We start from the raw sequence: 13292 nt of genomic DNA on the forward strand, positions 1-13292 counted from the left end.
TGCACCATTTGGTTCAACGGAACCACACCTCTCTTCGCGCCGTCGTTTAGTATGATGTCCGAAGCTTCAATTCCTTATGCATCACTTATGCAAAAAAAATTAGTGGCCCATCTTCTTCCACTTACGTTCGTGGTTGGTTGTATCCGGGAATCGCTCGCCTTTGCGCAGCTGTACCTTTTTCGGGTTGTTTACGCCCATGTGAAAGGAATTGACTCCGTCTTCAATATAAGTGCCGTCATTCGGAGCCTTGTCCCCAGGGGAAAACAGTGTCCATTCGCCCATCATGTTCACCTCCTTGAAAGCCGTATCGCTCTATTATTCTCTGGTGGGGGAGGGATCATGAACGGCATAAAACGCCAATGCAAAGCGACTTGTCAGACGATGGGCGATTTGGTATAGTATAAAGATGCGAGTATGATCTAATCATAACCGCTCCTTGCTCCCTAGCGGAGCCGCTTAGTCCAAAAGGAGGTGAAACAATATGCGCAAATATGAAGTGATGTACATCATTCGTCCAGACGTTGAGCAAGAGCAAGTTCAAGCCCTCGTTGACAAATTCAATGGCATCATCAACAACGGCGGTGAAGTCACGAAATCTGACTTGATCGGTAAACGTCGTCTTGCGTATGAGATCAATAAGATTCGTGATGGTTACTACGTTCTGGTTCATTTCAATGCAACGACTGAAGTTGTGAACGAACTCGACCGCATCATGAAGATTACGGATGAAGTTATCCGTTCTTTGATCGTCAGAGACGTTGCCTAAGCCACGCCAGGATTGATCGATTGGGAGGTCTGTAACGATGTTGAACCGTGTAATACTGATTGGCAGATTAACGAGAGACCCCGAGTTGCGTTATACGCCCGCAGGTGTAGCCGTCACTCAATTTACAATCGCAGTAGACCGTCCGTTTACGAGCGGGCAGGGCGAACGCGAAGCGGATTTTATTCCGGTCGTAACTTGGAGACAGCTGGCCGAGACTTGTGCCAATTACTTGCGTAAAGGCCGTCTAACAGCGGTTGAGGGACGCATTCAAGTGCGGAATTACGAGAACAACGAAGGCAAGCGCGTCTACGTGACGGAAGTTATTGCCGATAACGTTCGCTTCTTGGAATCCAATCGTGAAGGCGGAGCTCCGCGCGAGGACAATGGCAATAGCTATGGCGGCGGAAATAACGGCAACACCGGATCTTTTGGCGGCGGCGGTGGCGGCAGCGCTTCTTACAGCGGTGGCGGCAACAGCAGCGGCGGAAGCCGGTCCGGTAACTCCGGAAACTCACGTAACGACAGCCGTGATCCGTTCTCGGATGATGGTCGACCGATCGATATATCAGAAGATGATTTGCCATTTTAATTGAAAGGATGGGTTCGAATGAGCTTTAAGCAAAGAGAAGGCGGAGACGGAGAGCGTCCAGAACGCAAATTCGGCGGTCGCAAAGGCGGACGCAACAAACGCCGTAAAGTTTGTTACTTCACTGTTAACAAAATCACTCACATTGACTATAAAGATACGGATTTGCTTCGCAAATTCATCAGCGAGCGCGGCAAAATCTTGCCACGCCGTGTAACTGGAACAAGCGCGAAATACCAACGCTTGCTGACTGTTGCGATTAAACGTTCGCGTACAGTAGCTTTGTTGCCATACACAACTGAGTAGTTATCTGCTCAGCAAGGCCTGTTAGAGATCATTCTCGGCAGGCCTTTTTCTTGAGAAAAATGTACGATTCCTGAAAATAGGAATTGAACATTTGGTGAAAGAGGAATACAATGAACATATTGAGGGGCAACGAGCCGTCATAGTTTGTCGGGATTGTGAATGTTTTCACAAGAATTTGGCACATTATTAAGGAATGGTTCGTGAAAGCAACACAGCTCATAATACACAGCATGCATAAGGGAGGCTGCAATTCGTATGTCCGAAACAGTAACGAAACAACTCGAGAACGGTGAAGAAGCCGTATCTGTACGTGAACTGGATGTGCTTGAACAATTGTTGAAGCCGGAGGTTCAAGCGTCGCTTACCGTATTGGTTGAGAACCTGCCGAAATTGGCTGAAATGGTGACACTGCTTACGAAAGCGTATGACGTAGCATCGACAGTTGCGAACGACAAAGTATTGGTTAACGACATGATTCATGGCGCAGGAGACTTTATTAAACCAATCGCTGACAAGGCTAAAGGTTTGGCTTCCGCTGCAGTAGAAGCTAATGATCGCGCACAGGCTGACGCTTCGGCGACTATCGGTCTGTTTGGATTGTTGAAAATGCTGAAAGATCCGCAAGTGCAATCGTCATTCCGTTTTGCACAAGCATTTCTAGCGGTATTGTCCGAGCGTAAAGGCGCTAACTAACATACTAAGGACGGAGGATTAGCATGGCTAAACAAATTTTAATTCTGGGTGGCGGCTACGGCGGCTTGCTGAGCGCTCTGACTGCCCGCAAACATTTCTCGGCTGATGAAGCTAAGATTACGCTCGTTAACCGTGTGCCTTACCACCAAATCGTAACCGAGCTTCACCGTCTGGCTGTAAGCGGCCTGGATGAGAAGAACGTTGCTTTGCCTTTGAGCAAATTGCTGAAAGACAAATCGATTGAGCTGATCATCGACAACGTTGAAAGCATCGATCCGGAGAAAAAACAAGTTCGCCTGCTGGCAAGCGGCAACCTGGGCTACGATAAGCTCGTTGTAGCGCTTGGCGGCGAAACAGCATTCTTCGGCATTCCAGGTCTGGAAGAGAACAGCATGACGCTGAAATCGGTTGAAGAAGCGAAAAAAGTATCCGCACACATTCAAGCTCGTCTGGATGCTTATGCGAAATCGAAAGACGCGAAGGACGCTACGATCGTTGTTGGCGGCGGCGGCCTGACTGGCATCGAGCTGATCGGCGAAATCGCGGACATGCTTCCAAAATGGTGTGAAGCTAAAGGCGTTGACCGCAATGAAATCAAGCTGTACAACATCGAAGCTGGCCCGTCGATTCTGGCTGGTTTCCCTGCTGAGCTGGTTGAACGCGCGAAAGCTAGCCTTGAAAACCGTGGCGTTACGCTCATCATGGGCGTTGCTGTAACGGAAGTACAAGGCACGAAAGTATTGCTGAAAGACGGCAACGCGATCGATACGAATACATTCGTATGGACTGGCGGCGTAACAGGCAACCCTGTTGTCGCGAACTGCGGTATCGAAGTTAACCGCGGCCGTGCTACGGTTAATGAATTCCTGCAATCCACTTCGCATGCTGACGTATTCCTCGCAGGCGACAATGCGGTTGTATTCGGAGCGGAAGGCCGTCCATTCCCGCCAAGCGCGCAAATCGCATGGCAAATGGGCGAAGCAATCGGCTACAATCTGTATGCAGAGCATAAAGGTTTGCCATTGAAAACGTTCGAGTTCGTGAACTCTGGCGTATTGGCAAGCTTGGGCCGCAAAGATGCGATCGGTACGGTTGGCGCTAGCCAGCTTCGTCTGAGAGGCCTTACAGCTTCCTTGATGAAGGAAGCGAGCAACGTGCGTTACCTGTCGCACGTGAACGGTCTGTTCTCCCTGATTCACTAATTCATTAATAACGGCTTACAAGAAGTCCTCTTCTTTGGAGCAATGTCTTTTTATAAAGATATTGCTCCCTGGAGAGGGCTTTTTTTGACGTGCAAATACAACTCCTGCAAATTCGCAATCGCCTTTGCCCGAATGCTATAATATCCCTTATAGTGCAAGCATAACTTCAGTTATGGATTATATAGATCAGGGAGGAAACGATATGGAACCGACGCAAACGGGCCCAAGCCGGTTCAAGCAATTATTTCTGAACAACAAGTTCGTCATCTTTCTGTTCGTGCTTCTGCTCATCGGGCTGAATATTATGGTATTTACGAAAATATCGTATATATTTACGCCGCTGACCGTGCTGCTCAAGACGATATTACTGCCCGTATTATTAGCGGGAGTTGTCTATTATTTATTGAATCCAATCGTCGATTATCTGGAACGATGGAAGGTGAAGCGGGCCTATTCAATCCTGCTGTTATTTATTATTATTATTGGCTTGATTACGATCCTGCTTGTATCCGTCATTCCGCTCATCACCGACCAGATTACTGGTTTTATTAATAACTTCCCGGACTATGCGGAGCAAATCCAGAAACAGTTCGATTCCATTATTGGGAGTTCACTCTCCAGTCAAGTTCAGGATTGGCTCAATATTAATACTGCCGAATTGACCAGCAATGTAACGAGCAAGGTTACTTCTATACTGAACAATGTGTGGTCCAGCGTCGGTTCTTTCTTCAGTACGCTGAAGGAAGTCGTGCTTGCGATCATTACACTGCCGTTCATTTTGTTCTACTTGCTGTACGAAGGCAAGAAGCTGCCGCGCACGATCGTCGGCTTCCTTCCGACCAAGGTTCGCGGTTCGTCGCTGCGCGTATTCGGCGAGATGAACTCGCAAATCAGCAGCTACATCCGCGGGCAAATTATCGTCAGCTTTTGCATCGGTGCTTTGCTTTATCTGGGCTATATCATTATTGGGCTCAAATATTCGCTTGTACTGGCTCTGATCGCGGCTTGTACGGCTGTCATTCCATACTTGGGGCCAGCCATTGCCATTACGCCTGCACTTATCGTCGCGCTCGTAACGTCGCCGATTATGCTGGTAAAGATGATCGTAATATGGACTGTTGTCCAACTGATCGAAGGGAAATTTATTTCCCCGCAAATTATGGGCAAAAGCTTGAAGATCCATCCCATTACGATCATTTTCGTTATTCTGACCGCAGGCAATTTATTCGGTATAGTAGGAATCATATTAGCCGTTCCTGGCTACGCGGTGTTGAAGGTTGCCTTTATGAATCTGTTCAACTACATCAAGCGCAAATCTTCGCTATATAATGAAGAGGAAGCTGATCAGCCGCCGGTTTCCATTGAACCAAAAGCGTAATCCTTGTATAATAGAAAGCAACAATCGAATAAGCACGGACTGGAGGAGCCTGTCAACGACGGGCTTTTTCTGTCCTTTAACGACTTGAGGAGCCTGTATATACGCAGGCTCCTTTTGTTATAATAAAGCCATTTTACAGAGGACTGCCGTCGTGCTTAGAGTCGGAGGGGAAGGGAATTATGATTTTTATTTTGTATTTAGCTTTAATTATCTTATTCACGAAGGCCGCAGGGGCGATATCCGTCAAGCTGGGCCAGCCTTCGGTGCTGGGCAAGCTGCTCGCCGGTATTTTACTTGGGCCGGCCATACTTGGCTGGGTGCAGCCGGATGACTTCATTGGCCACTTCTCGGAGATCGGCGTGCTGCTGCTGATGTTCATTGCTGGACTGGAGACCGATCTCGATCAGCTTCGCAAAAACTGGAAGGCAAGCTTTGCTGTAGCAGTAGGGGGAATTATTTTACCATTTATAGGGGGATATGCTTTGGCAGCGGGCTTTGGTCTGACGAACAACGAAGCGTTGTTTCTTGGGTTGCTTCTGTGTGCAACCTCGGTCAGCATTTCGGTACAGACGCTGAAGGAAATGGACCGGCTTGGGTCCAGGGAGGGAACGACGATACTTGGTGCGGCTGTATTGGATGATGTGCTAGTCGTTATTTTGCTGGCTGTTATGATGAGCTTCCTGGGTACGGCCGGCGATGTCTCGATCGGTTTGCTGATTGGCAAGAAGGCGTTATTCTTTATCATTGTTATCGCTGCCGGCTGGTTCATCGTGCCAAGGTTCATGAAGCTGTTTGCTCCGTTTAAGGTAACAGAAGCGGTGATGAGCGCAGGACTGATTGTCTGTCTCGCTTTTTCTTACTTTGCCGAAATGATGGGCATCGCAGGCATTATTGGGGCATTCGCAGCAGGGATTGCGATTTCGCAGACGTCCTTCAAGCATCAAGTTGAGTCAAAAATTGAACCGATTGCCTATACGTTATTTGTACCGGTCTTTTTCGTCAGCATCGGCCTTAACATTACCTTCGACGGTGTCGGCAGCCAATGGCTGTTTATTATACTGCTGACGATTGTAGCCGTCATAACGAAGCTGATAGGCGGCGGCGTTGGGGCGAGGCTTACGGGCTTCGATAACCGGTCCTCCCTCGTTATTGGCTCAGGCATGGTGTCCAGGGGGGAGGTAGCACTTATTATTGCGTCAACGGGCTTGCAGGCAGGTCTGCTGCTGCCTGACTATTTTACCTCTGTTGTATTGGTCGTCATTCTAACGACGCTTATTACCCCGCCGCTGTTGAAAGCGGTGTTTAAAGAAAATCGTCAGCTGGCATCCAAATAAGCGTGAGAATAAGGAGACAAAAAAAAGAACCCGCTGCCAGCAGCGGGTTCTTGTCTTTATAAAGGGTGTATAGAGATTATGCCGTTTCGACTACGGCTGTCTCTTCAGTCGCCTCATTCTCGATAATCAGCTCAACCTTCTTAATCCGATGCTTGCCGACCTCGCGAATAATGAATCGCATATTGTCATGGCGAAGCTCTTTGCCCGGCTTCGGATCTTGAATGACGCTGTACAGCCAGCCGCCGACTGTGTCCACTTCATCATTGTCCAAGTTGGCGCCGGTCATGTCGCTAATCTCATCGAGCGATACTTTACCGTCGAGCAGGTAGCAGTTATCGGCCAGCTTCTCGATTTCACGGCGTTCGTCGCCATCGAATTCATCACGGATTTCGCCGACGATCTCTTCCAAGATATCTTCAATCGTAATGAGGCCTGATGTACCGCCATATTCGTCCATCAAGATGGCGATATGAACTCGTTCCTGCTGCATCCGTTTGAGCAAGTTCTTAACCGGCAGGACTTCGGAAACCGTCAGAACCGGGTGAACAAGCTTTTTGAAATCAAACTCGCGGTTGTCTTGGAACTCCAAGAATAGCTGCTTCGTGTTGATCATGCCGACAATGTTGTCTTTGCTGTCGGTTGCAACCGGGAAGCGTGTATATTGTTCCTTACGGATAATGTCCATGTTCTCAATTAAAGAGTTGTTCGTGTACAAGCAAATCATATCGGTGCGGGGCACCATAATTTCTTTGGCAAGCATTTCGTCAAAGGCGAAAATCCGGCTTACATAACCGTATTCGGTATTGTTGATTTTGCCGCTTTGGAAGCTGTCATTCAGAATGATCTGAATTTCTTCTTCGGAATGCGCCTCTTCGTGTTCTTTGGCCGGCTTCAGTCCAAACATGCGGGTTACGGCATTCGCGGAGCCGTTAAGCGCCCAGATGAACGGATACATGATTTTGTGGAACAAAATAATCGGCCGTGCAACCTGAAAGCTGATAAACTCGGCTTTCTGAATTGCCCATGTTTTCGGGGCCAGCTCGCCCACCACGACGTGAAGAAATGTAACTGAAGCAAATGCAATGATAAAGGATAAAATATGGCTGATGTCATTGTTGATATGCAATCCATCAAATAACGGAAGAAGGATCTTCTCTACTGTAGGCTCGCCGAGCCAGCCTAAGCCGAGAGCAGTAATCGTAATACCTAATTGGCAGGCGGACAGATACGCGTCCAAATTACTCGTTACTCGCTGTACGAACTTCGCATTCTTCTTGCCTTCGAGGACCAATTGATCCACCCGGCTTGCGCGAAGTCTGATAATTGCGAACTCCGTCGCCACAAAAAAGGCGGTTAATACGATCAACAACGCAATCAAAAATAAATTTAATCCTATACTACTGTCCATTTCGGTTCTTCACAATCCTTCGTATTGTAGATTTTTGTAATATATATATGCTCTACTATACTGAATATTATAGTCGCTATGCAAATTCGCTATATTGCTCTGCAAGTCGGTAACGGATTGTTTTAGGTTGGAAACCGGAATCAGGAGGGTATTATCTGCGATTATCTCGTCTTTACAAGGCATTGTTCATGGGCGTATGATAAGTTCAAATGAACTCCAAATGAGATGATTGCTCTTTTATTTACGTCTGAGGAGGAAAGCGACCATGGAGACCTTCACGCTTACTCGCAAAGAAATGGCAGGCCTGCTGCTGGCGCTGCAAGGCAGCGGCCAGGACAATCCGCTGCAGGTTCTTCAGCAAGCATGGAAGAAAACGCATTGTGAAGCTTATGCCGCAGGATCGCCGCTGCCGGCTTTTTTATCGACCGCTTTGCCTCCTGTACTGGATAAGCTCATTAAAGGAAATAAGGTAAGAGGTTTTTCGCTGCAGGAGATTTCTGCGCTAGGCCAGCTTATTGAATACTCTCAGATTTCGATGACCTCGATGCAAAATTGGGTAAAACGAGATTTTAAAGCTTACTTTGAATGTCCGCAGGTGGGCAAGAAATATTCGCTTAAGCAAGCGGCGCTTCTGTATATCATCGATGATCTGAAGGCGAATCTCGACTTTGATTCGATTCGCAAGCTGTTTGATCTCTTATTCTGCAAACCGCAGAGAGAAGGGACTCAAGCCCAAGACGACTTGATCGATCCGCTTGCTCTATACGCGGCTTACTCCACGCTGTTTGCTGAACTCGAAGGAACGCGGCATCCGCTGCTGGAGCAAGCGATCCGTACGGCTGCTGACAAGCTTGCGAGTTCATTTACGCATTTAACGGATGAGCAGGGCGAAGCGCTGCGCAATATTCTGTTCATCGCTGCGCTGTCCATCCAGTCCGCGTATTTTCACTCGCTTGCCAAGCGGTATTGCAGCGCAACGTTGTTTCTAAAAGGCTGATTAGGGGTATGAAGGAGAGAATCTAGTGACGGATCGTGTTACAAGCAGCATTGAATATTGCGATAGCAAGCCCGGTGCGGTTCAGGAATATCCGTTTGGTCCGCAGCCGCTCGTTATGAAGGTGGGAGGCAAGATGTTCGCCTTCTTCTCGAAGGATTCGATTACATTGAAATGTAATCCGCGTATTGCGGAAAATTTGCGTGAGCAGTATACCGACGTGAAGCCGGGCTATCACATGAACAAGAAGCACTGGAACACAGTGATGCTTGAAGGAACGCTTACGGATGAGGAGCTGCAGAGCATGATCGATCATTCTTACGAGCTCGTCGTTGCGGCTTTGCCGAAAGCAGCCAGGCAAGCTTTGCAGACATAGCAAAAAAGCAGGCCGGATCGTAAGTCCGGCACTGCCTCTTTTTGCTGCTGCCCTAGAATTTGTTGGCTTGCTGCTCGGCCCAATCTCCGATATACGGCACTTTGAACTGCTTGCCTTGCAGCGCAAGGAGCATCAGTGCGATCCAGAGAATGAAGCTGACAGGCGCCAGAATCGCGCCAAGGATCCAGCCGATAAACGGAAGAATGCCGAACAGAATGTTCAAGACAATCAGTATGACGGATACCGCTATCGATTGCATCGCATGAAACTTTACGAATCGGCTCTGCTTCTCAATGGCAAGAAATATAATTCCGGTCACGAACCAACCCAGATAGACCAGCAAGCCAGCGATTTTCGGGTCGAGTCCGGTCGAGGAACGATCGGGCTCGATACCAGGCGTGTTCATCCGAAGAGTCACCCTTTCTATATGTAATCCTGCCTTGATTGTATTCGTAGCGATAGATGAATATTCCTCCCAAATCTTTCAACTTTACTAAAAATAAAAGAAGATTTCGGCGAGTGTTGTATAAATTGGTAGAGTCCTGTTGTAAAAGTTTTGTAACTCTTCAACGAATTCGCTCGTTTACAATGGAGAAGGTGCACTTATGTGCTCATTAGACTATAGTTAGGGGTAGACATCTCCAATGAAGAAGAACATGAAAAAACGCTGGACTTATACAATAACGATAGCTGTTGTTCTGCTTGTGCTTGGTACGACCGCTTATGCCAACCGGACTTCACTAGCTTTGCTTGGCTTCAATCTGTTCCTGTCTGATTCGGTAGAGAAGAGCTTGGAGAACAGCTATAAACCGCTCGAAGGCAGAGAGCCGGTCAATGTCACGAAGACCAACCCATTGCAGAAGCCATTCTCCGTTCTGCTGCTCGGAGTTGACCAGCGCGGCAAGGAAACGGGACGCTCTGACACGATGATCTATACGGTCGTCCGTCCGAAGGATGGAGCGATTCTGATGGTGTCGATACCGCGTGACGCATATGTCGAAATTGTAGGCAAAGGTACTGAAGATAAAATTACCCATGCCTATGCATTTGGCGGTGCGAAAATGGCGGTTGAAACGGTCGAGAAGCTGTTTGATGCTCCCGTCACTCATTACGCGGCGATTAATTTTGCCGGATTTCGTGATGTCATTGACGCGATGGGAGGAATTTCGCTCCCGATTGAGAAAGATTTAGTGAATAAAGATCCGGACCATGAGCATTTCATTGTGAAGGCTGGCCAAGATTCCTATAACGGGGTCGACGCATTGAATTACGTCCGTTACCGTGAGGATGCTGGCGGCGATATGAGCCGGACAGAGCGTCATCAGACGTTCTTGAACGCGATGATGGAAAAAGCATCTTCCATCGGGCAATGGACGAAGATTCCTGAATTCATGGACATTATGGGCGGAAACTTCAATACGGATATGCCGCCTAGCCAAATGATCGATTTGGCGAAAGGGATGCTGCAATCGAATAACCGCACGATCTACAGCCATACGCTGAAAGGCGAAGGACACCGGCTGAAGGCAGGCGGTGCATGGTACTTTTTTAATGATGAAGACGATTTAAGCCAAACCAAGACGATGATTCAAAGCTGGCTGAACGAGGATACAGCGAAGAGCTCGCTAATGCTGCCGGACAAATATGTCTCGAAGACAACGAAGCCGGTGCAATCCCTCTCGGCTGGCGGTGAGACGGAATCGTCCAAATAAAGAGAGAGACGGAGTTGAATGACGGATGAATATTGCGTTTTTTCTGCTGCCCAAGCAGGAGGTGGTCACCGTAACGCAAGAAGCAACGCTCAGACAAACCCTTGAGAAGATGGAGCATCACCGCTATACGGCCGTACCGATTATTGATCATGAGGGCGGCTATGCGGGAACCGTGACAGAAGGCGATCTGCTCTGGTTTATGAAGAACCGGCCGGGCATTACGTTCGAGACCGCCAATCGGGTAGGCCTCTCCGAGGTGCCGCTGCGGCTTAACCATCGCTCGGTGCGCATTGATTCCAATATGGAAGACTTGATCAGTCTGGCCAAAGTTCAAAACTTTGTACCGGTCGTGGATGATATGGAACGCTTTATCGGGATTGTAAGAAGAAGTGAAATTATCGATTATTGCCAGACGATTATGCAAGGTGCTGCTGCAGTAGAGGCCTAGTCAGGCAAAGCTGCGAAATGTTGCTCGAACCGCTGGTCTATTTTTCCAAGTAATAGGGGACAATAGGGCCATACCATACGGTTTGAACTTCAGGAGGGGCTTGCATGTCGGATAAAAAGCGCCAAAGAGACGGAAACCGCGGACGGTTCCGTCTCTTTGGCTTATTAGCGGTTATCGTCGTCGCCCTGTACCCGGGCTGGTACGGCCATGGCGGCGGGAAAGAGAGCAAGGGCAGCGTTACGTCTGCAGATAAGGTGAGCAAGCCGACCTCGGTCGTCCAGCAGCAATGGACGGAGGAGGAGCTTGCAAGGGAATATGATATCGTCATCGCGGGCGGACGAGTCATCAATCCGGAGACGAAGCTCGATGAGACGGGCTGGAATGTCGGGATTAAAGGCGTTGAAATCGCGATTGTAACGCCAAAGCCGCTAAAGGGCAAACGTGTTATTGATGCGAAAGGAATGGTTGTCGCGCCGGGCTTCATCGACAATCTGTCGTATGATCCCAATCCGCTCGGCGTCTGGCAAAAGATTGCCGACGGTGTGACGACCAACATCGCCATGCATGGCGGCACTTCAACGCCTGCGAAATGGTATGACTACTACGAGCGCAATGAGACGCCGCTTCACTACGGGGCGTCATTCTTCTATACACAGTCGCGCAATCAGTTTAGGCTGGGCCGCTATGACAGCGCTCAGCCCGAGCAGATCGGAGAGCTGGCGCTAGAGGCCGAGAAGGCGCTTAATGAAGGGGCGTTAGGCATTTCGTTCAGCCTGGAATATGTGCCGGGTATATCGTCTGCGGAAATTATTCCGCTTATGGAGCTGGCGCATGAATATAACGTACCGGTCTATTTCCATGCGCGTTATTCCGATATGGAACAGCCGGGTACGAATATCGATGCGATCGAGGAGCTAATCGGCTATGCCGAGCAGACCGGCGCAGCCGTCCATATCGATCATATTAACAGCACAGGCGGCACGTTCTCGATGAAACAGTCGCTCGCGCTGATCGATGCCGCTCGCGCCAAAGGGCTGGACATTACCTCCTGCGTCTATCCGTATGATTATTGGGGGACGTACCTCAATTCGGCGCGATTCGATGAAGGCTGGCAATCGCGATTCCGGATTTCCTTCACCGATCTGCAAATTGCAGGCACGATGGAGCGGCTGACGGAGCAGACTTTCGCCCGGTACCGGTCAGAGGGCAAGCTTGCCGTTGCTTATGCGATACCGGAACAGGATGTCGTCGACGCACTGAAGGCGCCGTATGTCATGATCGGCAGTGATGCCATATTGGAGCCGGGCTTGAACAATCATCCGCGGGCATCCGGCACGTTCGCAAGAACGGTGGGGCTGTATGTGAGAGAGCAGCAAGCGATATCGCTTATGGATGCGATCGCGAAGATGAGCCTGCTGCCCGCACAGCGGCTGGAGAAGCAGGCTCCTGCGCTTCACCGGAAGGGACGATTGGCGAAGGGAATGGACGCGGATATCGTTATTTTTGATTACAACACGATTATTGACCGTTCTACGGTCGAGAGCCCGGACCTCTTGTCCGGAGGCATTCGTGATGTTCTGATTGACGGCAAGCTTGTCATGGAGAACGGGAAGCTGAATAAGCGAGTCCGGGTCGGCGAGCCGATTCGCAGCCAGTTTGTGCGGCTGAAAAGTACGGCCGGACAATTGCAATGGTCGGGCAAGCAATATCCGGTCATTTCCTTCTACGGCCAGCCATATGCGGACATCGGCATGCTGAGTCAGCATGGTTACAGCGTGATGTGGGATGAGGTTCAGCATAAGTATACGGTTCAATCGGCAAAAGGCGTATTTTCTGGCCGCGGAGCAGCGGACAAGTCAGCGATCGAAGAGGCTTCAATCGGCGAGCTGATGCTGGAGCGGGGATATAAGGCGGAGCTGGAGGGCGGAGAACAAGTGCAGCTTCTGTCGGTCGGGAAGCGGGATTATGTGCCGCTATCGATGCTGAAGCAGCTTGGTTACACGGTGACGAATGATAATGATAAGTGGGTAGCAGCAAGTTAAGAGAAAGCGGCGGCGCAGCCAGAGCGTAATGGGCTCGGTTGTGCCGC

At 49.3% G+C, this 13292-nt stretch carries 15 protein-coding genes; 12 read left to right on the forward strand and 3 right to left on the reverse strand.

The window, feature by feature from the left end; all coding sequences use genetic code 11:
• Positions 1-99 precede the first annotated feature (99 nt).
• Complete coding sequence (locus ACFVVF_RS16430; RefSeq protein WP_387813096.1) at positions 100-282, reverse strand: YjzC family protein; 183 nt, start codon at positions 280-282, stop codon at positions 100-102.
• A gap of 199 nt (positions 283-481) precedes the next feature.
• On the opposite strand from ACFVVF_RS16430, the gene rpsF reads away from it, so the two are divergent.
• From rpsF to ACFVVF_RS16465, 7 genes are all read left to right on the forward strand, one after another.
• Complete coding sequence (gene rpsF / locus ACFVVF_RS16435; RefSeq protein WP_387811625.1) at positions 482-766, forward strand: 30S ribosomal protein S6; 285 nt, start codon at positions 482-484, stop codon at positions 764-766.
• 37 nt (positions 767-803) lie between these two features.
• Positions 804-1355 (forward strand): single-stranded DNA-binding protein, encoded by a 552-nt coding sequence (gene ssb / locus ACFVVF_RS16440; protein ID WP_387811627.1) that lies wholly within the window; start codon positions 804-806, stop codon positions 1353-1355.
• Between the two features lie 18 nt (positions 1356-1373).
• Positions 1374-1658 (forward strand): 30S ribosomal protein S18, encoded by a 285-nt coding sequence (rpsR, locus tag ACFVVF_RS16445; protein WP_042169765.1) that lies wholly within the window; start codon positions 1374-1376, stop codon positions 1656-1658.
• Between the two features lie 255 nt (positions 1659-1913).
• Positions 1914-2351 (forward strand): helical membrane plugin domain-containing protein, encoded by a 438-nt coding sequence (locus ACFVVF_RS16450; RefSeq protein ID WP_387811629.1) that lies wholly within the window; start codon positions 1914-1916, stop codon positions 2349-2351.
• Between the two features lie 23 nt (positions 2352-2374).
• On the forward strand, positions 2375-3553 hold the full coding sequence (locus ACFVVF_RS16455; protein WP_387811632.1) for an NAD(P)/FAD-dependent oxidoreductase: 1179 nt from the start codon (positions 2375-2377) through the stop codon (positions 3551-3553).
• A 202-nt stretch (positions 3554-3755) separates the two neighbouring features.
• Complete coding sequence (locus ACFVVF_RS16460) at positions 3756-4931, forward strand: AI-2E family transporter (protein WP_387811634.1); 1176 nt, start codon at positions 3756-3758, stop codon at positions 4929-4931.
• A 179-nt stretch (positions 4932-5110) separates the two neighbouring features.
• Positions 5111-6265, forward strand: coding sequence for a cation:proton antiporter (locus tag ACFVVF_RS16465; RefSeq protein ID WP_387811637.1), 1155 nt, complete (start codon positions 5111-5113; stop codon positions 6263-6265).
• 76 nt (positions 6266-6341) lie between these two features.
• Here ACFVVF_RS16465 and ACFVVF_RS16470 read toward each other — a convergent pair whose 3' ends face one another.
• Positions 6342-7673, reverse strand: a complete 1332-nt coding sequence (locus tag ACFVVF_RS16470) for a hemolysin family protein (protein ID WP_387811640.1) — start codon at positions 7671-7673, stop codon at positions 6342-6344.
• Between the two features lie 265 nt (positions 7674-7938).
• On the opposite strand from ACFVVF_RS16470, the gene ACFVVF_RS16475 reads away from it, so the two are divergent.
• Positions 7939-8670, forward strand: a complete 732-nt coding sequence (locus ACFVVF_RS16475) for a DUF1836 domain-containing protein (RefSeq protein ID WP_387811643.1) — start codon at positions 7939-7941, stop codon at positions 8668-8670.
• A 25-nt stretch (positions 8671-8695) separates the two neighbouring features.
• Positions 8696-9043: an MmcQ/YjbR family DNA-binding protein gene (locus tag ACFVVF_RS16480; protein ID WP_387811646.1), complete on the forward strand. Its 348-nt coding sequence runs from the start codon at positions 8696-8698 to the stop codon at positions 9041-9043.
• 52 nt (positions 9044-9095) lie between these two features.
• Here ACFVVF_RS16480 and ACFVVF_RS16485 read toward each other — a convergent pair whose 3' ends face one another.
• Positions 9096-9449, reverse strand: coding sequence for a DUF4870 domain-containing protein (locus ACFVVF_RS16485; protein WP_387811649.1), 354 nt, complete (start codon positions 9447-9449; stop codon positions 9096-9098).
• Positions 9450-9687: 238 nt separating this feature from the next.
• Here ACFVVF_RS16485 and ACFVVF_RS16490 point away from each other — a divergent pair, with 238 nt between their 5' ends.
• The 3 genes from ACFVVF_RS16490 (at position 9688) to ACFVVF_RS16500 (ending at position 13245) form a co-directional block, all read left to right on the forward strand.
• The gene (locus tag ACFVVF_RS16490; protein ID WP_387811652.1) at positions 9688-10755 is read left to right on the forward strand and encodes an LCP family protein; all 1068 of its coding nucleotides are present in this window, start codon (positions 9688-9690) and stop codon (positions 10753-10755) included.
• Between the two features lie 25 nt (positions 10756-10780).
• Positions 10781-11203, forward strand: coding sequence for a CBS domain-containing protein (locus tag ACFVVF_RS16495; protein ID WP_387811655.1), 423 nt, complete (start codon positions 10781-10783; stop codon positions 11201-11203).
• 104 nt (positions 11204-11307) lie between these two features.
• Positions 11308-13245 carry an amidohydrolase family protein gene (locus ACFVVF_RS16500; RefSeq protein ID WP_387811658.1) on the forward strand — a complete coding sequence of 646 codons (1938 nt, stop codon included), beginning with the start codon at positions 11308-11310 and terminating at the stop codon, positions 13243-13245.
• Positions 13246-13292 lie beyond the last annotated feature (47 nt).

This window comes from Paenibacillus sp. NPDC058174, from assembly GCF_042883865.1.
Taxonomy (GTDB): Bacteria; Bacillota; Bacilli; order Paenibacillales; family Paenibacillaceae; genus Pristimantibacillus.

Excerpts from the sequence above, each read along its gene's own strand:
- ACFVVF_RS16460 (WP_387811634.1), top strand. The coding sequence starts at position 3,756 with ATGGAACCGACGCAAACGGGCCCAAGCCGGTTCAAGCAATTATTTCTG.
- ACFVVF_RS16450 (WP_387811629.1), top strand. The coding sequence starts at position 1,914 with ATGTCCGAAACAGTAACGAAACAACTCGAGAACGGTGAAGAAGCCGTA.
- rpsR (WP_042169765.1), top strand. The coding sequence starts at position 1,374 with ATGAGCTTTAAGCAAAGAGAAGGCGGAGACGGAGAGCGTCCAGAACGC.
- ACFVVF_RS16470 (WP_387811640.1), bottom strand. The coding sequence starts at position 7,673 with ATGGACAGTAGTATAGGATTAAATTTATTTTTGATTGCGTTGTTGATC.
- ACFVVF_RS16490 (WP_387811652.1), top strand. The coding sequence starts at position 9,688 with ATGAAGAAGAACATGAAAAAACGCTGGACTTATACAATAACGATAGCT.
- ACFVVF_RS16485 (WP_387811649.1), bottom strand. The coding sequence starts at position 9,449 with ATGAACACGCCTGGTATCGAGCCCGATCGTTCCTCGACCGGACTCGAC.
- ACFVVF_RS16430 (WP_387813096.1), bottom strand. The coding sequence starts at position 282 with ATGGGCGAATGGACACTGTTTTCCCCTGGGGACAAGGCTCCGAATGAC.
- ACFVVF_RS16500 (WP_387811658.1), top strand. The coding sequence starts at position 11,308 with ATGTCGGATAAAAAGCGCCAAAGAGACGGAAACCGCGGACGGTTCCGT.
- rpsF (WP_387811625.1), top strand. The coding sequence starts at position 482 with ATGCGCAAATATGAAGTGATGTACATCATTCGTCCAGACGTTGAGCAA.
- ACFVVF_RS16455 (WP_387811632.1), top strand. The coding sequence starts at position 2,375 with ATGGCTAAACAAATTTTAATTCTGGGTGGCGGCTACGGCGGCTTGCTG.
- ssb (WP_387811627.1), top strand. The coding sequence starts at position 804 with ATGTTGAACCGTGTAATACTGATTGGCAGATTAACGAGAGACCCCGAG.
- ACFVVF_RS16475 (WP_387811643.1), top strand. The coding sequence starts at position 7,939 with ATGGAGACCTTCACGCTTACTCGCAAAGAAATGGCAGGCCTGCTGCTG.
- ACFVVF_RS16465 (WP_387811637.1), top strand. The coding sequence starts at position 5,111 with ATGATTTTTATTTTGTATTTAGCTTTAATTATCTTATTCACGAAGGCC.
- ACFVVF_RS16495 (WP_387811655.1), top strand. The coding sequence starts at position 10,781 with ATGAATATTGCGTTTTTTCTGCTGCCCAAGCAGGAGGTGGTCACCGTA.